General features: G+C 72.4%; 11 protein-coding genes and 5 pseudogenes. 8 read left to right on the forward strand and 8 right to left on the reverse strand.

All coding sequences use genetic code 11. From position 1 onward, the window contains the following. The first annotated feature begins 35 nt into the window (after nt 1–35). Both ACIBZJ_RS40670 and ACIBZJ_RS40675 read left to right on the forward strand, forming a co-directional pair. Nucleotides 36–236 carry a universal stress protein gene (locus ACIBZJ_RS40670; RefSeq protein WP_395938986.1) on the forward strand — a complete coding sequence of 67 codons (201 nt, stop codon included), beginning with the start codon at nt 36–38 and terminating at the stop codon, nt 234–236. Nucleotides 237–589: 353 nt separating this feature from the next. Next, nucleotides 590–832 carry an Hsp20/alpha crystallin family protein gene (locus tag ACIBZJ_RS40675; RefSeq protein WP_395939064.1) on the forward strand — a complete coding sequence of 81 codons (243 nt, stop codon included), beginning with the start codon at nt 590–592 and terminating at the stop codon, nt 830–832. Here the strand turns inward: ACIBZJ_RS40675 and ACIBZJ_RS40680 are convergent. Continuing rightward, entirely contained in the window at nt 753–1391 is a 639-nt protein-coding gene (locus ACIBZJ_RS40680) for a CBS domain-containing protein (protein ID WP_395938987.1), read from the reverse strand. The genes ACIBZJ_RS40675 and ACIBZJ_RS40680 overlap by 80 nt on opposite strands. A 219-nt stretch (nt 1392–1610) precedes the next feature. On the opposite strand from ACIBZJ_RS40680, the gene pflB reads away from it, so the two are divergent. Then, nucleotides 1611–3857, forward strand: a complete 2247-nt coding sequence (pflB, locus tag ACIBZJ_RS40685; protein ID WP_395938988.1) for a formate C-acetyltransferase — start codon at nt 1611–1613, stop codon at nt 3855–3857. Between the two features lies 1 nt (nt 3858). Continuing rightward, nucleotides 3859–4367, forward strand: a pseudogene (locus ACIBZJ_RS40690) (hypothetical protein). Here ACIBZJ_RS40690 and ACIBZJ_RS40695 read toward each other — a convergent pair. After that, nucleotides 4360–5280, reverse strand: a complete 921-nt coding sequence (locus tag ACIBZJ_RS40695) for a hypothetical protein (RefSeq protein WP_395938989.1) — start codon at nt 5278–5280, stop codon at nt 4360–4362. The pseudogene ACIBZJ_RS40690 and the gene ACIBZJ_RS40695 overlap by 8 nt on opposite strands. Nucleotides 5281–5460: 180 nt before the next feature. On the opposite strand from ACIBZJ_RS40695, the gene ACIBZJ_RS40700 reads away from it, so the two are divergent. Together ACIBZJ_RS40700 and ACIBZJ_RS40705 are read left to right on the forward strand one after the other, a co-directional pair. After that, entirely contained in the window at nt 5461–5949 is a 489-nt protein-coding gene (locus tag ACIBZJ_RS40700) for a DUF1003 domain-containing protein (RefSeq protein WP_395938990.1), read from the forward strand. A gap of 25 nt (nt 5950–5974) precedes the next feature. Continuing rightward, nucleotides 5975–7039 (forward strand): type I glyceraldehyde-3-phosphate dehydrogenase, encoded by a 1065-nt coding sequence (locus ACIBZJ_RS40705; protein ID WP_395938991.1) that lies wholly within the window; start codon nt 5975–5977, stop codon nt 7037–7039. Here the strand turns inward: ACIBZJ_RS40705 and ACIBZJ_RS40710 are convergent. The 6 genes and pseudogenes from ACIBZJ_RS40710 to ACIBZJ_RS40735 all read right to left on the reverse strand — a co-directional run. After that, a pseudogene (locus ACIBZJ_RS40710) lies at nt 6974–8458 on the reverse strand (GAF domain-containing protein); the annotation flags it as partial. The gene ACIBZJ_RS40705 and the pseudogene ACIBZJ_RS40710 overlap by 66 nt on opposite strands. An 83-nt stretch (nt 8459–8541) precedes the next feature. Continuing rightward, complete coding sequence (gene ppdK / locus ACIBZJ_RS40715; protein WP_395938992.1) at nt 8542–11166, reverse strand: pyruvate, phosphate dikinase; 2625 nt, start codon at nt 11164–11166, stop codon at nt 8542–8544. Between the two features lie 15 nt (nt 11167–11181). Then, complete coding sequence (locus tag ACIBZJ_RS40720; protein WP_395938993.1) at nt 11182–11385, reverse strand: zinc-binding dehydrogenase; 204 nt, start codon at nt 11383–11385, stop codon at nt 11182–11184. A gap of 55 nt (nt 11386–11440) precedes the next feature. Further along, a pseudogene (locus ACIBZJ_RS40725) lies at nt 11441–11773 on the reverse strand (zinc-binding dehydrogenase); the annotation flags it as partial. Next, nucleotides 11680–11901 (reverse strand): annotated as a pseudogene (locus ACIBZJ_RS40730) (alcohol dehydrogenase catalytic domain-containing protein); the annotation flags it as partial. The pseudogenes ACIBZJ_RS40730 and ACIBZJ_RS40725, both read right to left, overlap by 94 nt. Nucleotides 11902–12000: 99 nt before the next feature. Next, complete coding sequence (locus ACIBZJ_RS40735) at nt 12001–12579, reverse strand: hypothetical protein (RefSeq protein ID WP_395938994.1); 579 nt, start codon at nt 12577–12579, stop codon at nt 12001–12003. 199 nt (nt 12580–12778) lie between these two features. On the opposite strand from ACIBZJ_RS40735, the pseudogene ACIBZJ_RS40740 reads away from it, so the two are divergent. Next, nucleotides 12779–13223: pseudogene (locus ACIBZJ_RS40740) on the forward strand (PEP-utilizing enzyme); the annotation flags it as partial. A gap of 160 nt (nt 13224–13383) precedes the next feature. Next, nucleotides 13384–16023 carry a cation-translocating P-type ATPase gene (locus ACIBZJ_RS40745; RefSeq protein ID WP_395939065.1) on the forward strand — a complete coding sequence of 880 codons (2640 nt, stop codon included), beginning with the start codon at nt 13384–13386 and terminating at the stop codon, nt 16021–16023. Nucleotides 16024–16038: the final 15 nt, after the last annotated feature.

Below are 16038 nucleotides of genomic sequence, written 5' to 3' on the forward strand. Positions count from 1 at the left end.
ACCCCGGCCGCCGCGGCCGCGGCGGCTTCGCCGGCATGCGGCTGGGCTCGGTGACCGAGCGGCAGGTGAGCGCGGCCGCCCCGGCCGCCGCGCTGGTCGAGGCGTCCGCCGGCGCGAGCCTGCTGGTCCTCGGGGACCGCGGCACCGGCGGCTTCCCCGGCCTGCGGATCGGGTCGACCGCCGACGCGGTGCTCCGGCACGCGCAGTGCCCGGTGCTCGCGGTTTCGGTCGGCTGACCCGGACCACCTGTCCGGGAACACTGACGAACGGGCCCGATCGACTCGATCGGGCCCGTTCGTCCGGGCCGCTACCTCGGGTACTTGGCGAGAATTCCGCGGAGGTTCTCGGCGAACCGGAGCGACTCGTCCCACGGGCGCTGCCAGACGTTCCGCCCGAAGATCAGCCCGGTCGACGCCCGCCTCCATGGGCATAGTCGTCGGCCGCGGCCGGGGTCGCCCGGCGTTCAAGCCCAGCTCAACGAGCCGGCGAGCGTAACGATCCCGTCCCGGACGTCGACGGTCACGCCCTCGGGGGAGAGCAGGATCCGCTCGACGACGTCGAGATCACCGTCGACGACGGGCATCTGACGATCAAGTCCGAACGCCAGGAGGAGAAGACCGAAGGAACGCGGACGGAGTTCCGGTACGGCGCGCTCGCGCGCCGGGTGGTGCTCCCCGAGGGCACGAAGGAGGAGACGATCGCGGCGACCTACACCGACGGCATCCAGGAGGTCACGGCCTCTCCCGTGCTCCTCATGCTCCGGTGTAGATCGTGTCGTCGACGAGGTAGGTCAGTTCGTTCACCATGCGGACGACGCCGTCGACGCGCTTGACCAGGCCGGCCAGGACGACGGTCGAGCTGAGCCGGTCGAACTGCCCGCGGAGGGTCACCACACCGTCGTCCACCTCGACAGACAGATCGGGCGGGGCGGACTTGCCGAACACCTTGTGGACAATCTCGCGGTGGATCTCCTGGTCCGGACGGCGCAGCGCGGCGACCACGTCGCCGGGGGTGACGATGCCGACCAGCTCGCCGACACCGTCGACGACCGGCAGCGTCTTGACGTGGCGGCGCTCCATCAGTTTGGCGGCCTCGACGATCGTCGCGTCGGGCAGCACGGTGACGGCGGGTTTGCTCATGAGTTCCCGGGCGACCGAGGCCCGTGCCTTCGCGCCACGGCGCCGGGACACCGGTTCGCCGTCGGCATGGGCCAGCTTGGCCAGCAGGTCGCCCTCCGAGACGACCCCGGCGACCGCGTGCCGTCGGTCGACGACCGGCACCGCGTTGATGCGTCGCTGCTGCAGGACCTGGGCGATCGTTTTCGCCGGGGTGTCGAGATCGACGGTGACGACCGGTGTCGTCATGACGTCCCGGACAGTTCGGTGTGTCACGGTCTTCTCCCGTTCATCGGACGCGGCTGTTGTCGCTTCGAGCGTCGCGCGTGGCCCGTCCCGATAGCAGAGCCCGAAGTCCTTCCCTCGGCCCTTGTGAATCGATCCACAACCGGGTCGAAGGTCCTGTGCCCGGCAGGGACGCGGACTCTCCCCCGCGCTCGCGGCACGCCCTAGGAAGAAAGAGCAAGCCCACGTCAGCAATCCCGGGAGGACCCCATGACCACGACGCTGCAGCGGCTCGACGCGTGGCGCGGCTTCTCCGGCCATCGGTGGCGTCACGGAATCGACGTCCACCAGTTCGTCCTGGACAACGTCGTGCCCTACGAGGGCGACGAGAAGTTCCTGGTCGGCGCGACCGGGCGGACCCTCGACGTCTGGGAGCGCGTCTCGGAGCTGATGGCCGAGGAACGGCGGTTCGGCATCCTCGACGCCGACACCTCGACGCCGTCGACGATCACCAGCCATCGTCCCGGTTACCTCGACCGGGAGAAGGAGCTCATCGTCGGCCTGCAGACCGACGCCCCGCTGCGCCGGGCGATCGTGCCGAACGGCGGCCTGCGGATGGTCGAGAACGGACTCGCCGCATACGGCTACGAGCTCGACGACCGCGTCCGGGAGATCTTCACCCGGTACCGGAAGACCCACAACGACGGCGTCTTCGACGCTTACACCCCGCGGATCCGCGCGGCCCGCAAGGCCGGCATCGTCACCGGTCTGCCGGACGCCTACGGCCGGGGCCGGATCATCGGCGACTACCGCCGGGTATCGCTCTACGGAGTGGACGCGCTGGTCGCGGCCAAGCAGCGGGAGCGGGCTTCGCTGGACGACGAGCCCTCGTCGGCCGACGTCGTCCGGGACCGCGAGGAGCTGTCCGAGCAGATCCGGGCGCTGCGCGAACTGGTCGAGATGGCCGCGAGCTACGGGTACGACGTGACCCGGCCGGCGACGACCGGACGCGAGGCGATCCAATGGCTCTATTTCGCCTACCTGGCCGCGACCAAGGAACAGAACGGCGCCGCGATGTCGCTCGGCCGGACGTCCACGTTCCTCGACGTCTACCTGGACCGCGACCTCCGGGAGGGGGTCCTCACGGAGGAAGGCGCCCAGGAACTCGTCGACGACTTCGTCATCAAACTGCGGATGATCCGCTTCCTGCGGACCCCGGAGTACGACGCGCTGTTCTCCGGCGACCCGACCTGGGTGACGGAGTCGATCGGCGGGATCGCCCGGGACGGACGGCCTCTCGTCACGAAGACGTCGTTCCGGTTCCTGCGGACGCTTTACGACCTCGGCCCGGCGCCGGAGCCGAACCTCACCGTGCTGTGGTCGCCGATGCTCCCGGAGGGGTTCAAGCGGTACTGCGCACAGGTCTCGATCGACACCAGCGCGATCCAGTACGAGAGCGACGATCTGCTGCGCACCCGGTTCGGCGACGACACCGCGATCGCGTGCTGCGTGTCGGCGACCCGGGTCGGCGTGAGCATGCAGTTCTTCGGCGCCCGGGTGAACTTGGCCAAGGCGCTGCTCTACGCGCTCAACGGCGGCCGGGACGAGATGACCGGTGAGCAGATCGGCCCGGTGACCGCACCGGAGCACGCCGACGTCCTCGACTACGACGAGGTCCTGAGCCGGTTCGACCGGATGCTGGACTGGCTGGCCGAGACGTACGTGGACGCGCTCAACGTCATTCACTACATGCACGACAAGTACGCGTACGAGCGGCTGGAGATGGCGCTGCACGACTATCCGGTCAAGCGCACGATGGCCTGCGGCATCGCCGGGCTGTCGGTGGTGGCGGACTCGCTGGCCGCGATCCGGTACGCGACCGTGCGGCCGGTGCGCGACGAGACCGGTCTGATCGTCGACTACCGGGTCACCGGTGAGTTCCCGGCCTACGGCAACGACGACGACCGCGCGGACGCGATCGCGGTGGATCTCGTCCACCGGTTCATGCAGAAGCTGCGCCGGCAGCCGACGTACCGGGACGCGCTGCACTCCCAGTCGGTGCTGACGATCACGTCGAATGTGGTCTACGGCAAGCACACCGGGAACACGCCGGACGGCCGGCGGGCCGGCGAGCCGTTCGCGCCCGGCGCGAACCCGATGAACGGCCGCGACGGGCACGGTCTGACGGCCGCCGCGCTGAGCGTGGCGAAGCTGCCGTACGACGACTCCCAGGACGGGATCTCGCTGACCACCTCGACCGTGCCGGCCGCGCTGGGCCGGACCCGGCGGGAGCGGGTGGACAACCTGGTCGGCGTGCTGGACGCGTACACCGACGCCGGGGGCTTCCACCTGAACGTCAACGTGCTGGACCGGGAGACGCTGGTCGACGCGATGGACCACCCGGCGAAGTATCCGAACCTGACGATCCGCGTCTCCGGCTACGCGGTGAACTTCGTCCGCCTCACCCGGGAGCAGCAGCAGGACGTCATCAACCGGACGTTCCACGGGGCGGTGTGACGTGACGATCGGCTCGGTTCACTCGTGGGACCTCTCCACCGGGGTGGACGGGCCGGGCACCCGGCTGGTGATCTTCACCGCCGGGTGCCCGCTGCGCTGCCAGTACTGGGCGCCCGGGCCACCGACGAGATGCTCGCGAACACCGGGCTGGTGCTGCTCGACATCAAGTCCTGGGAGCGGGCGACCTACCGCCGGGTCACCGGCGAGGACCTGGCTCCCACGTTCGAATTCGCCCGCCGGCTGGCGCGGCTGGAGCGTCCGGCCTGGGTGCGGTTCGTGCTGGTGCCGGGCCTGACCGACGCGTCGGCGAACGTCGAGGGGCTGGCGGACTTCCTCGCGACGCTCCCGAACGTGCAGCGGGTCGACGTGCTGGCCTACCATCGGTTGGGCGTTCCGAAGTACGCCGCGCTGGGCCTGCCGTACCGGCTCGACGGCGTGCCGGAACCCACCGGGCAGCAGTTGGCCGCTGCCCGGCAGGTGTTCGCCGACCGGGGCCTGACCGTCACGTGACCTCGATCGTCAGCCGGGGCAGGAACAACGGAGTGGCCTGCGGGTTCGTGTCGAACGCGAAGCTGTCGTTGCCGAACGTGAACGACGCCTGCGCCGGCCCGGACGCGTTGCGGTTCGTCACCAGCCAGACCTCGTAGCCGCCGCCCCGCTGGGTCACCGGGTTGTTGCGCAGCACGCCGGGGGTGTCCACGCCGTCACCGTTCCAGTCCCCGACGATCTTCGCCTCCGGGAGCGATCGATCGGCCGAGCCGTACCGGAACGAGAGGCCGGCCGGGCCGCCCTGCTCGTGCGCGTCGGTGAGCAGCCACTGGTTGCCGCGGATCACCCCGGCGGTGTCGACGCCGTCGCCGTCCCAGTCGCCGACCACCGGCGAGTCGGTGCCGCGGCCGTAGACGAACGTCACCGTGCCCGACGTGGGCGTCAGGTCCGTGCGGATGGTCCAGGCCAGGCTGTCGCCCTCGCGGATCACGTAGCCGACCTCGTCCGCGTCGTCGGTCGGGTCGAAGTTGCCGGCGATCGGCGTTCCGCGCAGGAAGTCGGTCATCGCCGGGACGCCGAACTCGAACGAGATGTCGGCCGGGCCGCTGGTGTTCGAGTTCCGCAGGTGCCAGCCGAACGTGCCCGGAAAATCGCCGCGCGGGCTGATCCGGGCGATCCCAGGCGTCTCGTGCCCGTCGCCGTCCCAGTCGCCGGCGACCGGGACGTCCCGGTCGCTGCCGGCCCGGCCGTAGTTGAACGTGAGGTTCGCCGGTCCGCTGGTCGGCGTCGTCCGGAGGTACCAGCGGCCGTTCTGGACGATCACCGGGCCGCTGGCTCCCTCGGGCGTGGCGGCGGCCGCCGGTGGGCCGGCCGTCAACGCGGCCGCGGTGAGGCAGGTCGCGGCCAGGGCCGCGGTGGTGCGGGTTCTGCGCATGGTTCCTCCTCGGGACGGGTCCCTTCGCACGGTGACGCGGCGTGACCGCCGCCGGTAGTGCCCAAGGTGTGCGGACGGCCGGGTCGCTGGTCCGGATTACGGCAGCGGGGCCGAAAGTCCCGGTCCGGGCGGGGACGGCGGCCCTGCCGACCGGAGCGCGGCCGACCTAGGAAGGGAGGCATGGATCTGTGGCATCGGCACCCGGCCGTGCGCTCGGGTGATCAGCTGACGCGCGGCGAGCGCGCGGCCGACCGGCTGCGCAACGGCATGGGCTCGTGGACGTTCGTGTTCGTCGCGCTGGCCTTCCTGGCGGTGTGGATGCTCAGCAACCGGGGGTCCGGGTTCGATCCGTACCCGTTCATCCTGCTGAACCTGGTGCTCAGCTGCCTGGCCGCGCTGCAGGGCGCGATCCTGTTGATCGCTGCCAAGCGCAGCGACCAGATCGCCAGTGAGCTCGCGCTGCACGACTACCAGACCGACTGCTCGGCCGCGGAGCGGCTGGAACGGCTGGCCGAGGACGTCGCGGCGCTCCGGCGCGACAACGCGGTGCTGGAGCAGAAACTCGACGGCCTCGGCGGGCCGAAGGTCCCGCCGAGCCCGGGGACGGCGGCCCTGCCGGTCGACGGGCAGCGGATCTACGAAGAAGGGGGGACACCGCGCACGCGGTGACCCCGGGACGCTTCGAGGAGGAACGATGTCCGTCCGCATCGGAATCAACGGCTTCGGCCGGGTCGGTCGGTGCTTCTACCGGATCGCCCGGGCCCGCGGCCTGGAGGTCGTCGCGGTCAACGATCTGACCGCGCCGGGCACCTTGGCCCACCTGCTCAGCTACGACTCCACGTTCGGTCGGCTGGACACCGAGGCGGTGGCGACCGGCGACGGCATCACCGTGGGCGACGAGCACTTCGCGGTCACCGCCGAACGCGACCCGGCCGCGCTGGACTGGAGCACCTACGGAGTCGATCTGGTCATCGAATCCACCGGCCGCTTCCGCGCCCGCGACGATGCGGCGCTCCACCTCAAGTCCGGCGTCCGCAAGGTCCTGATCAGCGCTCCCGGCAAGAACGCCGACGCGACGGTCGTGCTCGGCGTCAACGAGGAGGTCTACGACCCGGACCGGCACGACGTCATCTCCAACGCGTCCTGCACCACGAACTGCGTCGCCCCGATGGCGAAGGTGCTCAACGACGCCTTCGGCGTCGACCGCGGTCTGATGACCACGATCCACGCCTACACCAACGACCAATCCCTACTGGACGCTCCGCACAAGGATCTGCGGCGGGCCCGGTCCGCGGCCAGCAGCATGATCCCGACGAGTACCGGCGCGGCGAAGGCCGTCGGCCTGGTGGTGCCCGGACTCGCCGGCAAGCTCGGCGGGGTCGCGGTACGGGTGCCGATCGAGGACGGATCGCTCACCGACCTGACCGTGCAGCTGCGCCGGAACGTCACCGCGGACGAGGTCAACCAGGCGTTCTGGCCCGACGAGGACCCCTGCCCGGAGCCGCCGGGCGGACCGGCCGAGGCGCCGGTCCGCTGGGTGCTCCGTCCCTGCGCGCGGGTGGCGCGGACGAGCCGATCACGCTGGCCTGGCACCAGCAGTGTCCCCCTCCGGCGCGCTCCGCCCGTCCTAGGGTACGGGCACGGCCCAACGCAGACAGGTCCCGATCGGGTTGGCCGGCGCGAGCTGCATCGTCCCGCCGTGCCGCTCGGCCCGCGAGCGCAGGTTCCCCAGGCCGCTGCGCCGGGTCGTCGGGCCTAGCCCGACCCCGTCGTCCCGCACCTGGAGCACCAGCTCGCCGTCGCCGAGGCTCAGCTCCACCTGCACCCGGGACGCCCGGGCGTGCCGGGCGATGTTGCTCAGCGCTTCCCGCAACACCGCCCGCAGATCCTCGGCGACCGAGGCGTCCAGCGCGCGAGTGTCGATCGGACCGGAGAACCGCAGGTCGGGGCTGAAGCCAAGGCTCTTCGCCGCGTCGGCGACCAGGTCGAGTGCCTGGGCCCGGAGGCTCGCCGGTCCGGTCTCGGGCGCCCGCTGCAGAGCGAAGATGCTCGTCCGGATCTGGCTGATCGTGTCGTCCAGCGACGTGACGACGTCGAGCAGCTGGTTCCCGACCGGGTCCGGGCCCACCCGGGCGGCCAGCCCGTGCAGCGTCAGGCCGGCCGCGAACAGCCGCTGGATGACGTGGTCGTGCAGATCCTCGGCGATCCGCTGCCGCTCCTCGAGCATGCCGGCCCGCTCCTGCTCGGCGCGTGCCCCGGCCAGCTCCAGCGCGACCGACGCCTGGTTGGCGAACCCGGCGATCATCTCCAGGTCGTCGGCGACGAACCGGGGCCGGCCCGCGCGCCGGACGACCGCCAGCACACCGTTCGTCCGCGTGGAACCCGTCAGCGGGACGACGAGCAGCGGACCGGCCTCGATCGCCGTCGCGATGAGCGACGGCGGAAGGTCGGGCCGCTCGCCCGGCGAACCCAGCCGGATCGGCTCGGCGGACACGAACACGTGCGCGCAGAGCGAGGTGTCCACCGGCGTCAGCCGTCCGGTCAGCCGGCCCACCGTGCCGGGCTCCCCGTGCGCTACCTCGACCCGCAACACGTCGCGGCTCCCGTCTCCGGGCAGCAGGACCGCGACCAGGTCCGCGTCGGTGATCCGGCGGGCGTGCGCGGCGATCGGCCCGAGCAGGTCGCCGGACCGCGGACCGAGCATCTGCCGCGTCACGGTGGCGGTCGCCGCCAGCCACTCGCTCTGCCGGCGGGTGGACTCGAAGTGCCTCGCGTTGTCTATCGCGACGGCGGCGGTGGCGGCGAGCGCGCGGGCCAGTTCCTCGTCCTCGGCGCTGAACCTTCCGTGGACGCTGTCGGTCAGGTAGAGGTTGCCGAACACCTCGTCGCGGATCCGGATCGGCACCCCGAGGAAGCTCTCCATCGGCGGGTGCCGGTCCGGGAATCCGGACGAGCGCTTGTCGGCGGCGATCTGGTTCAGCCGGATCGGGTGTGGATCGTTGATGAGCGCGCCGAGCAGACCCTTCCCTTCCGGGAGGTGGTCGATCCGGCTGACCGTCTCGTCGTCCATGCCGACGTGGACGAACTCCTCCAGCCCGCCGGACGGGGCCAGCACACCGAGCGCGGCGTACCGGGCGCCGAGCAACTCCCGGGCGGCGTCCGCGACGTGGCGCAGCACCGTCAGCGCCGCGACCGTGATAACACGGGGTCCGGCCGGGTGCCGAAGCGACCGGACCTCGGGGTGACCGAACGCCGAGGTGATCAGCGGGTGTCGGAGGCCGATCCGGCCACCGCCGCGCGGCCGGCCTCCAGCCGGGCGATCGGCACCCGGTACGGCGAGCAGGACACGTAGTCCAGCCCGGCCTCGTGGAAGAACCGCACGGAGTCCGGGTCGCCGCCGTGCTCACCGCAGACCCCGATGTGGAGGTCGGGCCGGGCGGCGCGGCCCTCGTCGACCGCGATCCGGATCATCCGGCCGATCCCCGCCCGGTCGATCGACTCGAACGGCGACATTCCGAAGATCCCCAGCTCCAGGTACCGGGAGAAGAACGCGCCCTCCACGTCGTCCCGGGAGAAGCCCCAGCCCATCTGGGTCAGGTCGTTGGTCCCGAACGAGAAGAAGTCCGCCGCGTGCGCGATCTCTCCGGCGGTCAGGGCGGCCCGCGGCACCTCGATCATCGTGCCGATCCGCACCGGCAGCCCGTCGCCGAGCTCGGCGACCAGCTTCTCCGCCTCGGCCCGCACCGTCTCCAGTTCCTGGACGGCACCGACCAGCGGCACCATGATCTCCGCTTTCGGGTCGCCACCCGCGTCGCGGTGCGCGACCGCCGCCCGGACGATCGCCCGGACCTGCATCGCGAACAACCCGGGGACGACCAGCCCGAGGCGGACCCCGCGCAGGCCGAGCATCGGGTTGGCCTCGTGCATCCGCCGGACCGCGGCCAGCAGCGCGAGATCCGAGCCCGGGTCCTTCCCCAGCGCCTCGGCCACCCCGACCTTGACCGCCAGCTCCTCCAGCGACGGCAGGAACTCGTGCAGCGGCGGGTCGAGCAGCCGGATCGTTACCGGGACGCCGTCCATCGCCCGGAAGATCTCCTCGAAGTCGGCCTGCTGCAGCGGCAGCAGTCCGGCCAGCGCGAGTTCGCGTTCGCGGTCGTCGGACGCGAGGATCAACCGTTCGACCAGCGGCCGCCGGTCGCCGAGGAACATGTGCTCGGTCCGGCAGAGCCCGACGCCCTCGGCGCCGAACCGGCGGGCGCGGGCGGCGTCGGTCCCGGTGTCGGCGTTGGCCCGGACGCCGAGCCGGCGCCGGGTGTCGGCGTGGGTGAGCATCCGGTGCACGGCCGCCACCAGCCGATCCGTGGCCGGGGCGCGCTCGCCCTCGAAATACCGGACCACCGGCGACGGCGCGACCGGCAGCTCACCGAGGTAGACCTTCCCCGACGTGCCGTCGATCGAGAGGACGTCAGCCTCCCGGACGACCCGGCCGCCGACGGTCAGCTCGCGCCGCGCCGCGTCCACCTCGAGCTCCTCGGCGCCGCAGACGCAGGTCTTACCCATGCCGCGGGCGACGACTGCGGCGTGCGACGTCTTGCCGCCCCGGCTGGTCAGCACGCCCTGGGCCGCGATCATGCCCGGCAGGTCGTCCGGGTTGGTCTCCCGGCGGACGAGGATCACCCGGTCGCCGCCGGCCGCCAGCGCGGTCGCGCGGCCGGAGTCGAACGCCACCCGCCCCACCGCGGCGCCGGGCGAGGCCCCGATACCCGACGCGATCGCCCGCACGCCCGGCCGGATCTCGAACGCCGGGAACATCAGCTGGGCCAGCTGGGCGCCGGTGATCCGGGCCAGCGCCTCGTCGAGGTCGATCAGCCCCTCGTCGACCAGCTGGGACGCGATCACGAACGCAGCGGCCGCGGTGCGCTTGCCGACCCGGGTCTGCAGCATCCAGAGCTTGCCGTGCTCGATCGTGAACTCGATGTCGCACAGGTCGCGGTAGTGGTTCTCCAACACCGTCATGTGGTGCAGCAGCTCGGCGTAGGAGGCTGGGTCCAGGCGCGCCAGGTCCTGCAGCGGCACCGTGTTGCGGATCCCGGCGACGACGTCCTCGCCCTGGGCGTTCTGCAGGTAGTCGCCGTAGACGCCGCGCTCACCGGTGGCCGGGTCCCGGGTGAATGCGACGCCGGTGCCGGAGTCCTCCCCCAGGTTGCCGAAGACCATCGCCATCACGTTCACCGCGGTGCCGAGGTGGGCCGGTATCCGCTCTTGGCGCCGGTAGAGCGTCGCCCGTTCGGAGTTCCAGGACTCGAACACCGCCCGGACGGCCAGGTCGAGCTGCTCCCGGGGGTCCTGCGGGAACTCCCGTCCGGTGTGCTCGCGGAAGACCTTCTGGTAGGACGCCACCAGCTCCCGGGGATCGTCGACCGACGGCCGGGCGCGGTCGAAGTCCACTCCGAACACGGTGCGGCCGAACATCTCGATCAGTCGCCGGTAGGAGTCCCAGGCCGAATGTTCGCTCTCGCCGCGCTGGGCGGCCAGGCCGTACACGCTCCGGTCGTTGAGACCGATGTCGAGGATCGTCTCCATCATGCCGGGCATCGAGAACGCCGCGCCCGAGCGCACCGACACCAGCAGCGGGTCGTCCGGGTCGCCGAGCCGGCGGCCCATCTGCCGTTCCAGCCGCCGGAGATGGGCGGTGACCTCGTCGGCCAGCCCGGCCGGCTCGGTGCCGGTGCGCAGGTACTCGCGGCAAGCGTCGGTCGTGATCGTGAATCCCGGCGGGACCGGGAGCCCGAGGCGGGTCATCTCGGCGAGGTTGGCGCCCTTCCCGCCCAGCAGCGCCTTCTGGTCCTTGTTGCCCTGGGTGAAGTCGTAGACGAGCGTGGCCATGACGAGCTCCTTCGGTCAATCGGGGACGACGGCGCGCCCGCGCACGGTGCCGGCCGCCACCGCGGCGTAGGCCTCGGTCGCGCGGCTCAGCGGCCAGGTGCGGACGTGCGGGCGCAGGTCGCCGCGGGCCGCGAGCCGCAGCACGTCGTGCAGTTCCGGGCGGGTGCCCCAGCAGGTCGGCGTCACCGACACGCCGAACGGCAGCCCCAGCGGCGACACCGGCAGGGTGCCGCCGCCCAGGCCGACAAGCGAGATCCGCCCGTCCGGGGGCGATCGACTTCGCGGCGATCTCCAGGGTCGTGTCCGAGCCGACCAAGTCGATCACGGCGGCCGCGCCGGCGCCCCGGGTGTAGTTGCGGACCGCGTCCTCGGCGCACGCGCTGGCGTGCACGGCGTGGTCGGCGCCGCAGGCCTTCGCGAGTTCCAGGGCTTCCGGTGACGTGTCGATGGCGATGACCGCGGCGTCGGTCGTCGCCCGCAGGATCTGGACGGCGAGGTGGCGGGCAGCGGAACCAGGAAGCGCGGCGAGGGCACCAGCAGGTAGTCGGCTATGCCGCCGTCCGTCCCCAGGCCCGCGACCGGATGGTTGGTGGGGCTGCCGGTGCAGTAGTTCTCGGTACCGGCCGCGCACGCACGGCAGGCGCCGCAGCCCCAGGGGCCGTAGACGGCGACCGGTTCGGCGACTTCGGCGAGCACCGGGTCGGACTGCCAGGCGGGGATGCGCAGCGCGCGCATGGTGACCTCCTCGCGCGAACGGCCCGGCCGGATGAGGTCGGCCGGACCGCCAACGGATCGATGGGACGGTGATCGGAGGGACGGGAGCCGGCCGGCGGTTCACGTGAGCCAGGGGTACTTCTTGACCAGGGTGGTGCTGGTCCACCAGGTGCCGAGGCCGAAGTAGCGGCCGGCGCCGAGCAGGGCGAGGGCGGCGACGATCAGGGCGCCGAGGATGTGTTCGTCGGTGATGGGGTTGTTCTCGGGGGGCAGGACGACGCTCCACATGAGGACGTAGAGCAGCGCACCGCTGGCGCCGGCGATGCGCATGCCGATGCCGAGGGTCATTGCGATGCCGATGCCCAGCAGGCCGAGCATGAACGCCGAGTCGGCGAAGGCGGTGCCGGCGAGGTTGTTGTACAGGCCCTTGAACGGGCCGTCGGCGCCGTGGCCGAGGAAGCCGGCGGTCGGGGAGCCGCCGTCGATCCAGCCCTTGCCGGACGGGGTCGCGTAGCCGAGGCCGAAGACCTTGTCGACGAACGCCCACAGGAATGTCCATCCGACGACGATCCGGGCCGCGGCCAGGACGGCCCGGGTGGCGACGCCGGGGGTGCCGGGCAGTGCCGCGGCGGTGGCCTCGTGGTGGGGGTGGGGGAGGTGGAAGCGCGAGGTTCGCGCCGGGCCGTGGGTGGTGGCCATGGGGAGTCACCTCGGTGAGGAGTAGGAGCCGTGCTCTCTGCCCGCTCAGATTCCGCTGTGAAGCGGCCGGTGAAGCAGGGTCCTAGGTCCCGGATCGGCGCACGTCGGGACCTTCGTCCCGGGGCCGCCCGCCCACCGGCACTGCTCCGGCCGGCCCGGAAGGACCGACCGTGAGAGTGGAGGAAAGGGGGGTGGCGTCGTGACCGAGAAGAGCGCCACCGTGCTGTGGTTCACCGAGCTGTCGGTCGCCGACACCGCGAGCGCGGGCGGCAAAGGAGCCAACCTCGGCGAGCTGACCCGGGCCGGCCTGCCGGTGCCGCCGGGCTTCGTCGTCAGCGCCGGCGCCTATCTGCAGACGATGGAGGCCGCCGGTCTGCGCCGGGCCCTCACCGACCGGGTCGTCGCCCCCACACGCCGGTCGGGTCCACCGTGGTGACGTACTGGTCGCCGCGATGACGTCGCCGGACTGGATGCCGATCCTGCGCGAAGCGGCCGCCCTGGTGACCGACGGAGGGGGGATGACCTGCCATGCCGCGGCCGAGAGTCGCGAGCTGCGGATCCCCGGCGTCGTCGGAACCCGCACCGCCACGACGACGCTCGCCGACGGCGAGTCCGTCACCGTCGACGGCACCCGCGGCACGGTGACGCGGGCCCGCTGAACCGGGCAGAACGGGACCTTCGTCCCTCGCAGCCGGACACCCGGTGGGCCGACGGTGGACGGGAGCAGGGAGGAGAACCGCCGTGAAGCTCACCGAGGACACCCCGCGTGGCGCGACCGCTCCGGTCCGTGACCCCCGCGAGGGCATGCAGGCGCTCCTGCGCGACCTCCGCGCCCGCCCGGGCGGTCTGAGCACGGAGGAAGCCACCCGGCGGCAGGCCCAGTTCGGCCCGAACGCGCTCCCGGAGAAGGCCGGGGCCGGGTGGATCGGCGCGCTGACCCGGCAGCTGATCCACCCGCTGGCGCTGCTGCTCTGGGGTGCGTCGGTACTCGCCTGGTTCTCCGGTACGCCGACGCTCGCGATCGCGATCGTCGCGGTGGTCGTGCTCAACGCGGGCCTGGCGTTCTGGCAGGAGCAGCAGGCCGAGCGGTCGGTCGACGCGCTGGCCGCGTTCCTGCCGCCGCACGCCCGCGTCCTGCGCGACGGCCGCCCGGTCGACCTCGAGGCGGTCGAGCTCGTCCCGGGCGACGTCGTCCTGGTCGACGAGGGCGGCACGGTCCCGGCCGACGCCCGCTTGCTCGACGGTGCGGTCGAGGTCGACATGAGCGCGCTGACCGGAGAGTCGGTGCCGGTGATCCGCACCGCCGCCGAATCCGACCCCAGCGCGCAGTTGCTGCACGCACCGGACGCGGTGTTCCGGGGCACGCTGTGCACCGGCGGAGCGGGCCGGGCGGTGGTGTTCGCGACCGGTGCGGCCACCGAGATCGGCCGGATCGCCACGCTGTCGGGGAGCGTGGAGCGTCAGGACAGCCCGCTGGAGCGGCAGGTGCGCCGGGTCGCCTGGCTGATCGCCGCGGTGGCGGTCGGCGTCGGCGTCGCGTTCCTGCCGCTCGGGTTGGTCGCCGGCCTGTCGCTCTCGGCGGCGCTGGTGTTCGCGGTCGGGCTGCTGGTGGCGAACGTCCCCGAAGGCCTACTGCCGACGATCACGCTGGCCCTCGCGGTCGGAGTCCGGTCGCTGGCCCGGGCCGGCGCCGTCGTCAAGCGGCTGTCGGCGGTGGAGACGCTCGGGTCGACCACGGTCATCTGCACCGACAAGACCGGGACGCTGACCGCGAACCGGATGCAGGTCCACCAGGTCTGGACGCCGCACGCCGGCATCCGGGACGCGGAGGCCATCCCGGCCGGGGACGGTCACCTGGCGGTGCTCGCCGAGGTCCTCGGGCGGTGTACCGAAGCGACCGTCGACTCCGGCGACCCGACCGAGGTGGCGCTGCTCCGCTTCGCGCGTGCCCACGTACCCGAACGCGGTGCGCTGCGGATCGCGGTCCACCGGTTCGATCCGCGCCTGCGCCGGATGTCGACCGTCGGCCGTGGCGACGAGGGGCGCGAGGTCTCCTGCAAGGGCGCGCCCGAGTCGGTGCTCCCGCTCTGCCGGCTGACCGACGCTGAGCGGGCCACCGCGGAGTCGGTCGTCGCGCAGCTTGCCGGCCGGGGGCTCCGAGTCCTGGCGGCGGCTCACCGGCCGCTGGGCGCGACCGTGCCGGCCGACCGGGACGCGGTCGAGCGCGACCTGATCCTGTGCGGGCTGGTCGGCCTGCTCGACCCGGCGCGGCCCGCGGTCGCACCAGCGGTCGCCACCTGCCACCGCGCCGGGATCCGCGTCCATGTCGTGACCGGTGACAACCCGCTCACCGGCGCTGCGGTGGCCCGATCGGTCGGTATCGGCGACGACGACTCGGCCGTGGTCACCGGCGACGAGCTGGCGGCGATGAGCGACGAGGAGCTGGCTGACGTACTGCAGATCGACGGCGAGGTGGTGTTCGCCCGCACCACCCCGGAGGAGAAACTGCGGATCGCCGACGCGTTGTCCCGGCGCGGCGAGGTCGTCGCGATGACCGGCGACGGCGTCAACGACGCGCCCGCGCTGCGCCGAGCCGACATCGGCATCGCGATGGGCAGGTCCGGTACCGACGTCGCCCGGGAGGCCGCGACGATGGTGCTCACGGATGACGACTTCGCGACGATCGTGCGGGCGGTGGAAGCCGGCCGGCGGGTCTACGACAACGTCCGCAAGTTCATCCTCTACATCTTCGCGCACGCGGTGCCCGAGGTGATCCCGTTCCTGCTGTTCGCGCTGTCCGGCGGGGCGATTCCGCTGCCGCTGACCGTGCTGCAGATCCTGGCCATCGACCTGGGCACCGAGACGCTGCCGGCCCTCGCGCTCGGCCGGGAACCGGCCGAACCCGGTCTGATGGACCGGCCGCCGCGACGCCGCAAGGAGGGCGTGGTCACCGGGCGCATGCTGTTCCGCGCCTGGGCCGTCCTCGGTCCGGTCTCGGCCGCGCTGGCCCTGCTGGCGTTCTTCGTGGTGCTCCGGCGCGCGGGCTGGACGCCCGGCGCGGACACCGGCGCCGGAGCACCGCTGCACCACGCGTACCTGCAGGCCACGACCGCGACGTTCGCAGCCATCGTCGCGTGCCAGGTCGGCACCGCGTTCGCGTCCCGGACCGAGCGGGTGTCGCTGTTCACCGTCGGCCTGGCGACGAACCGGCTGCTGCTGGCCGGGATCGCGTTCGAGGTGCTGTTCACTGCCGCGCTGGTCTACCTCCCGCCGCTGCAGGCCGTGTTCGGCACCGCCGCGCTGGACGGCTGGACGGTCGCGCTGCTGTGCACGTTCCCGCCGATCGTCTGGGGCGCGGACGAGCTGTACCGATGGGCGGGACGTTCGTCCCGGCCGGTGCCGTCCAGCGGCCCTGCTACCGGTGCGGCCGTGACCGCACGCTGAGGGCAGGAACACGGG

It is taken from the genome of Cryptosporangium sp. NPDC051539, assembly GCF_044454545.1.
Lineage (GTDB): Bacteria > Actinomycetota > Actinomycetes > Mycobacteriales > Cryptosporangiaceae > Cryptosporangium.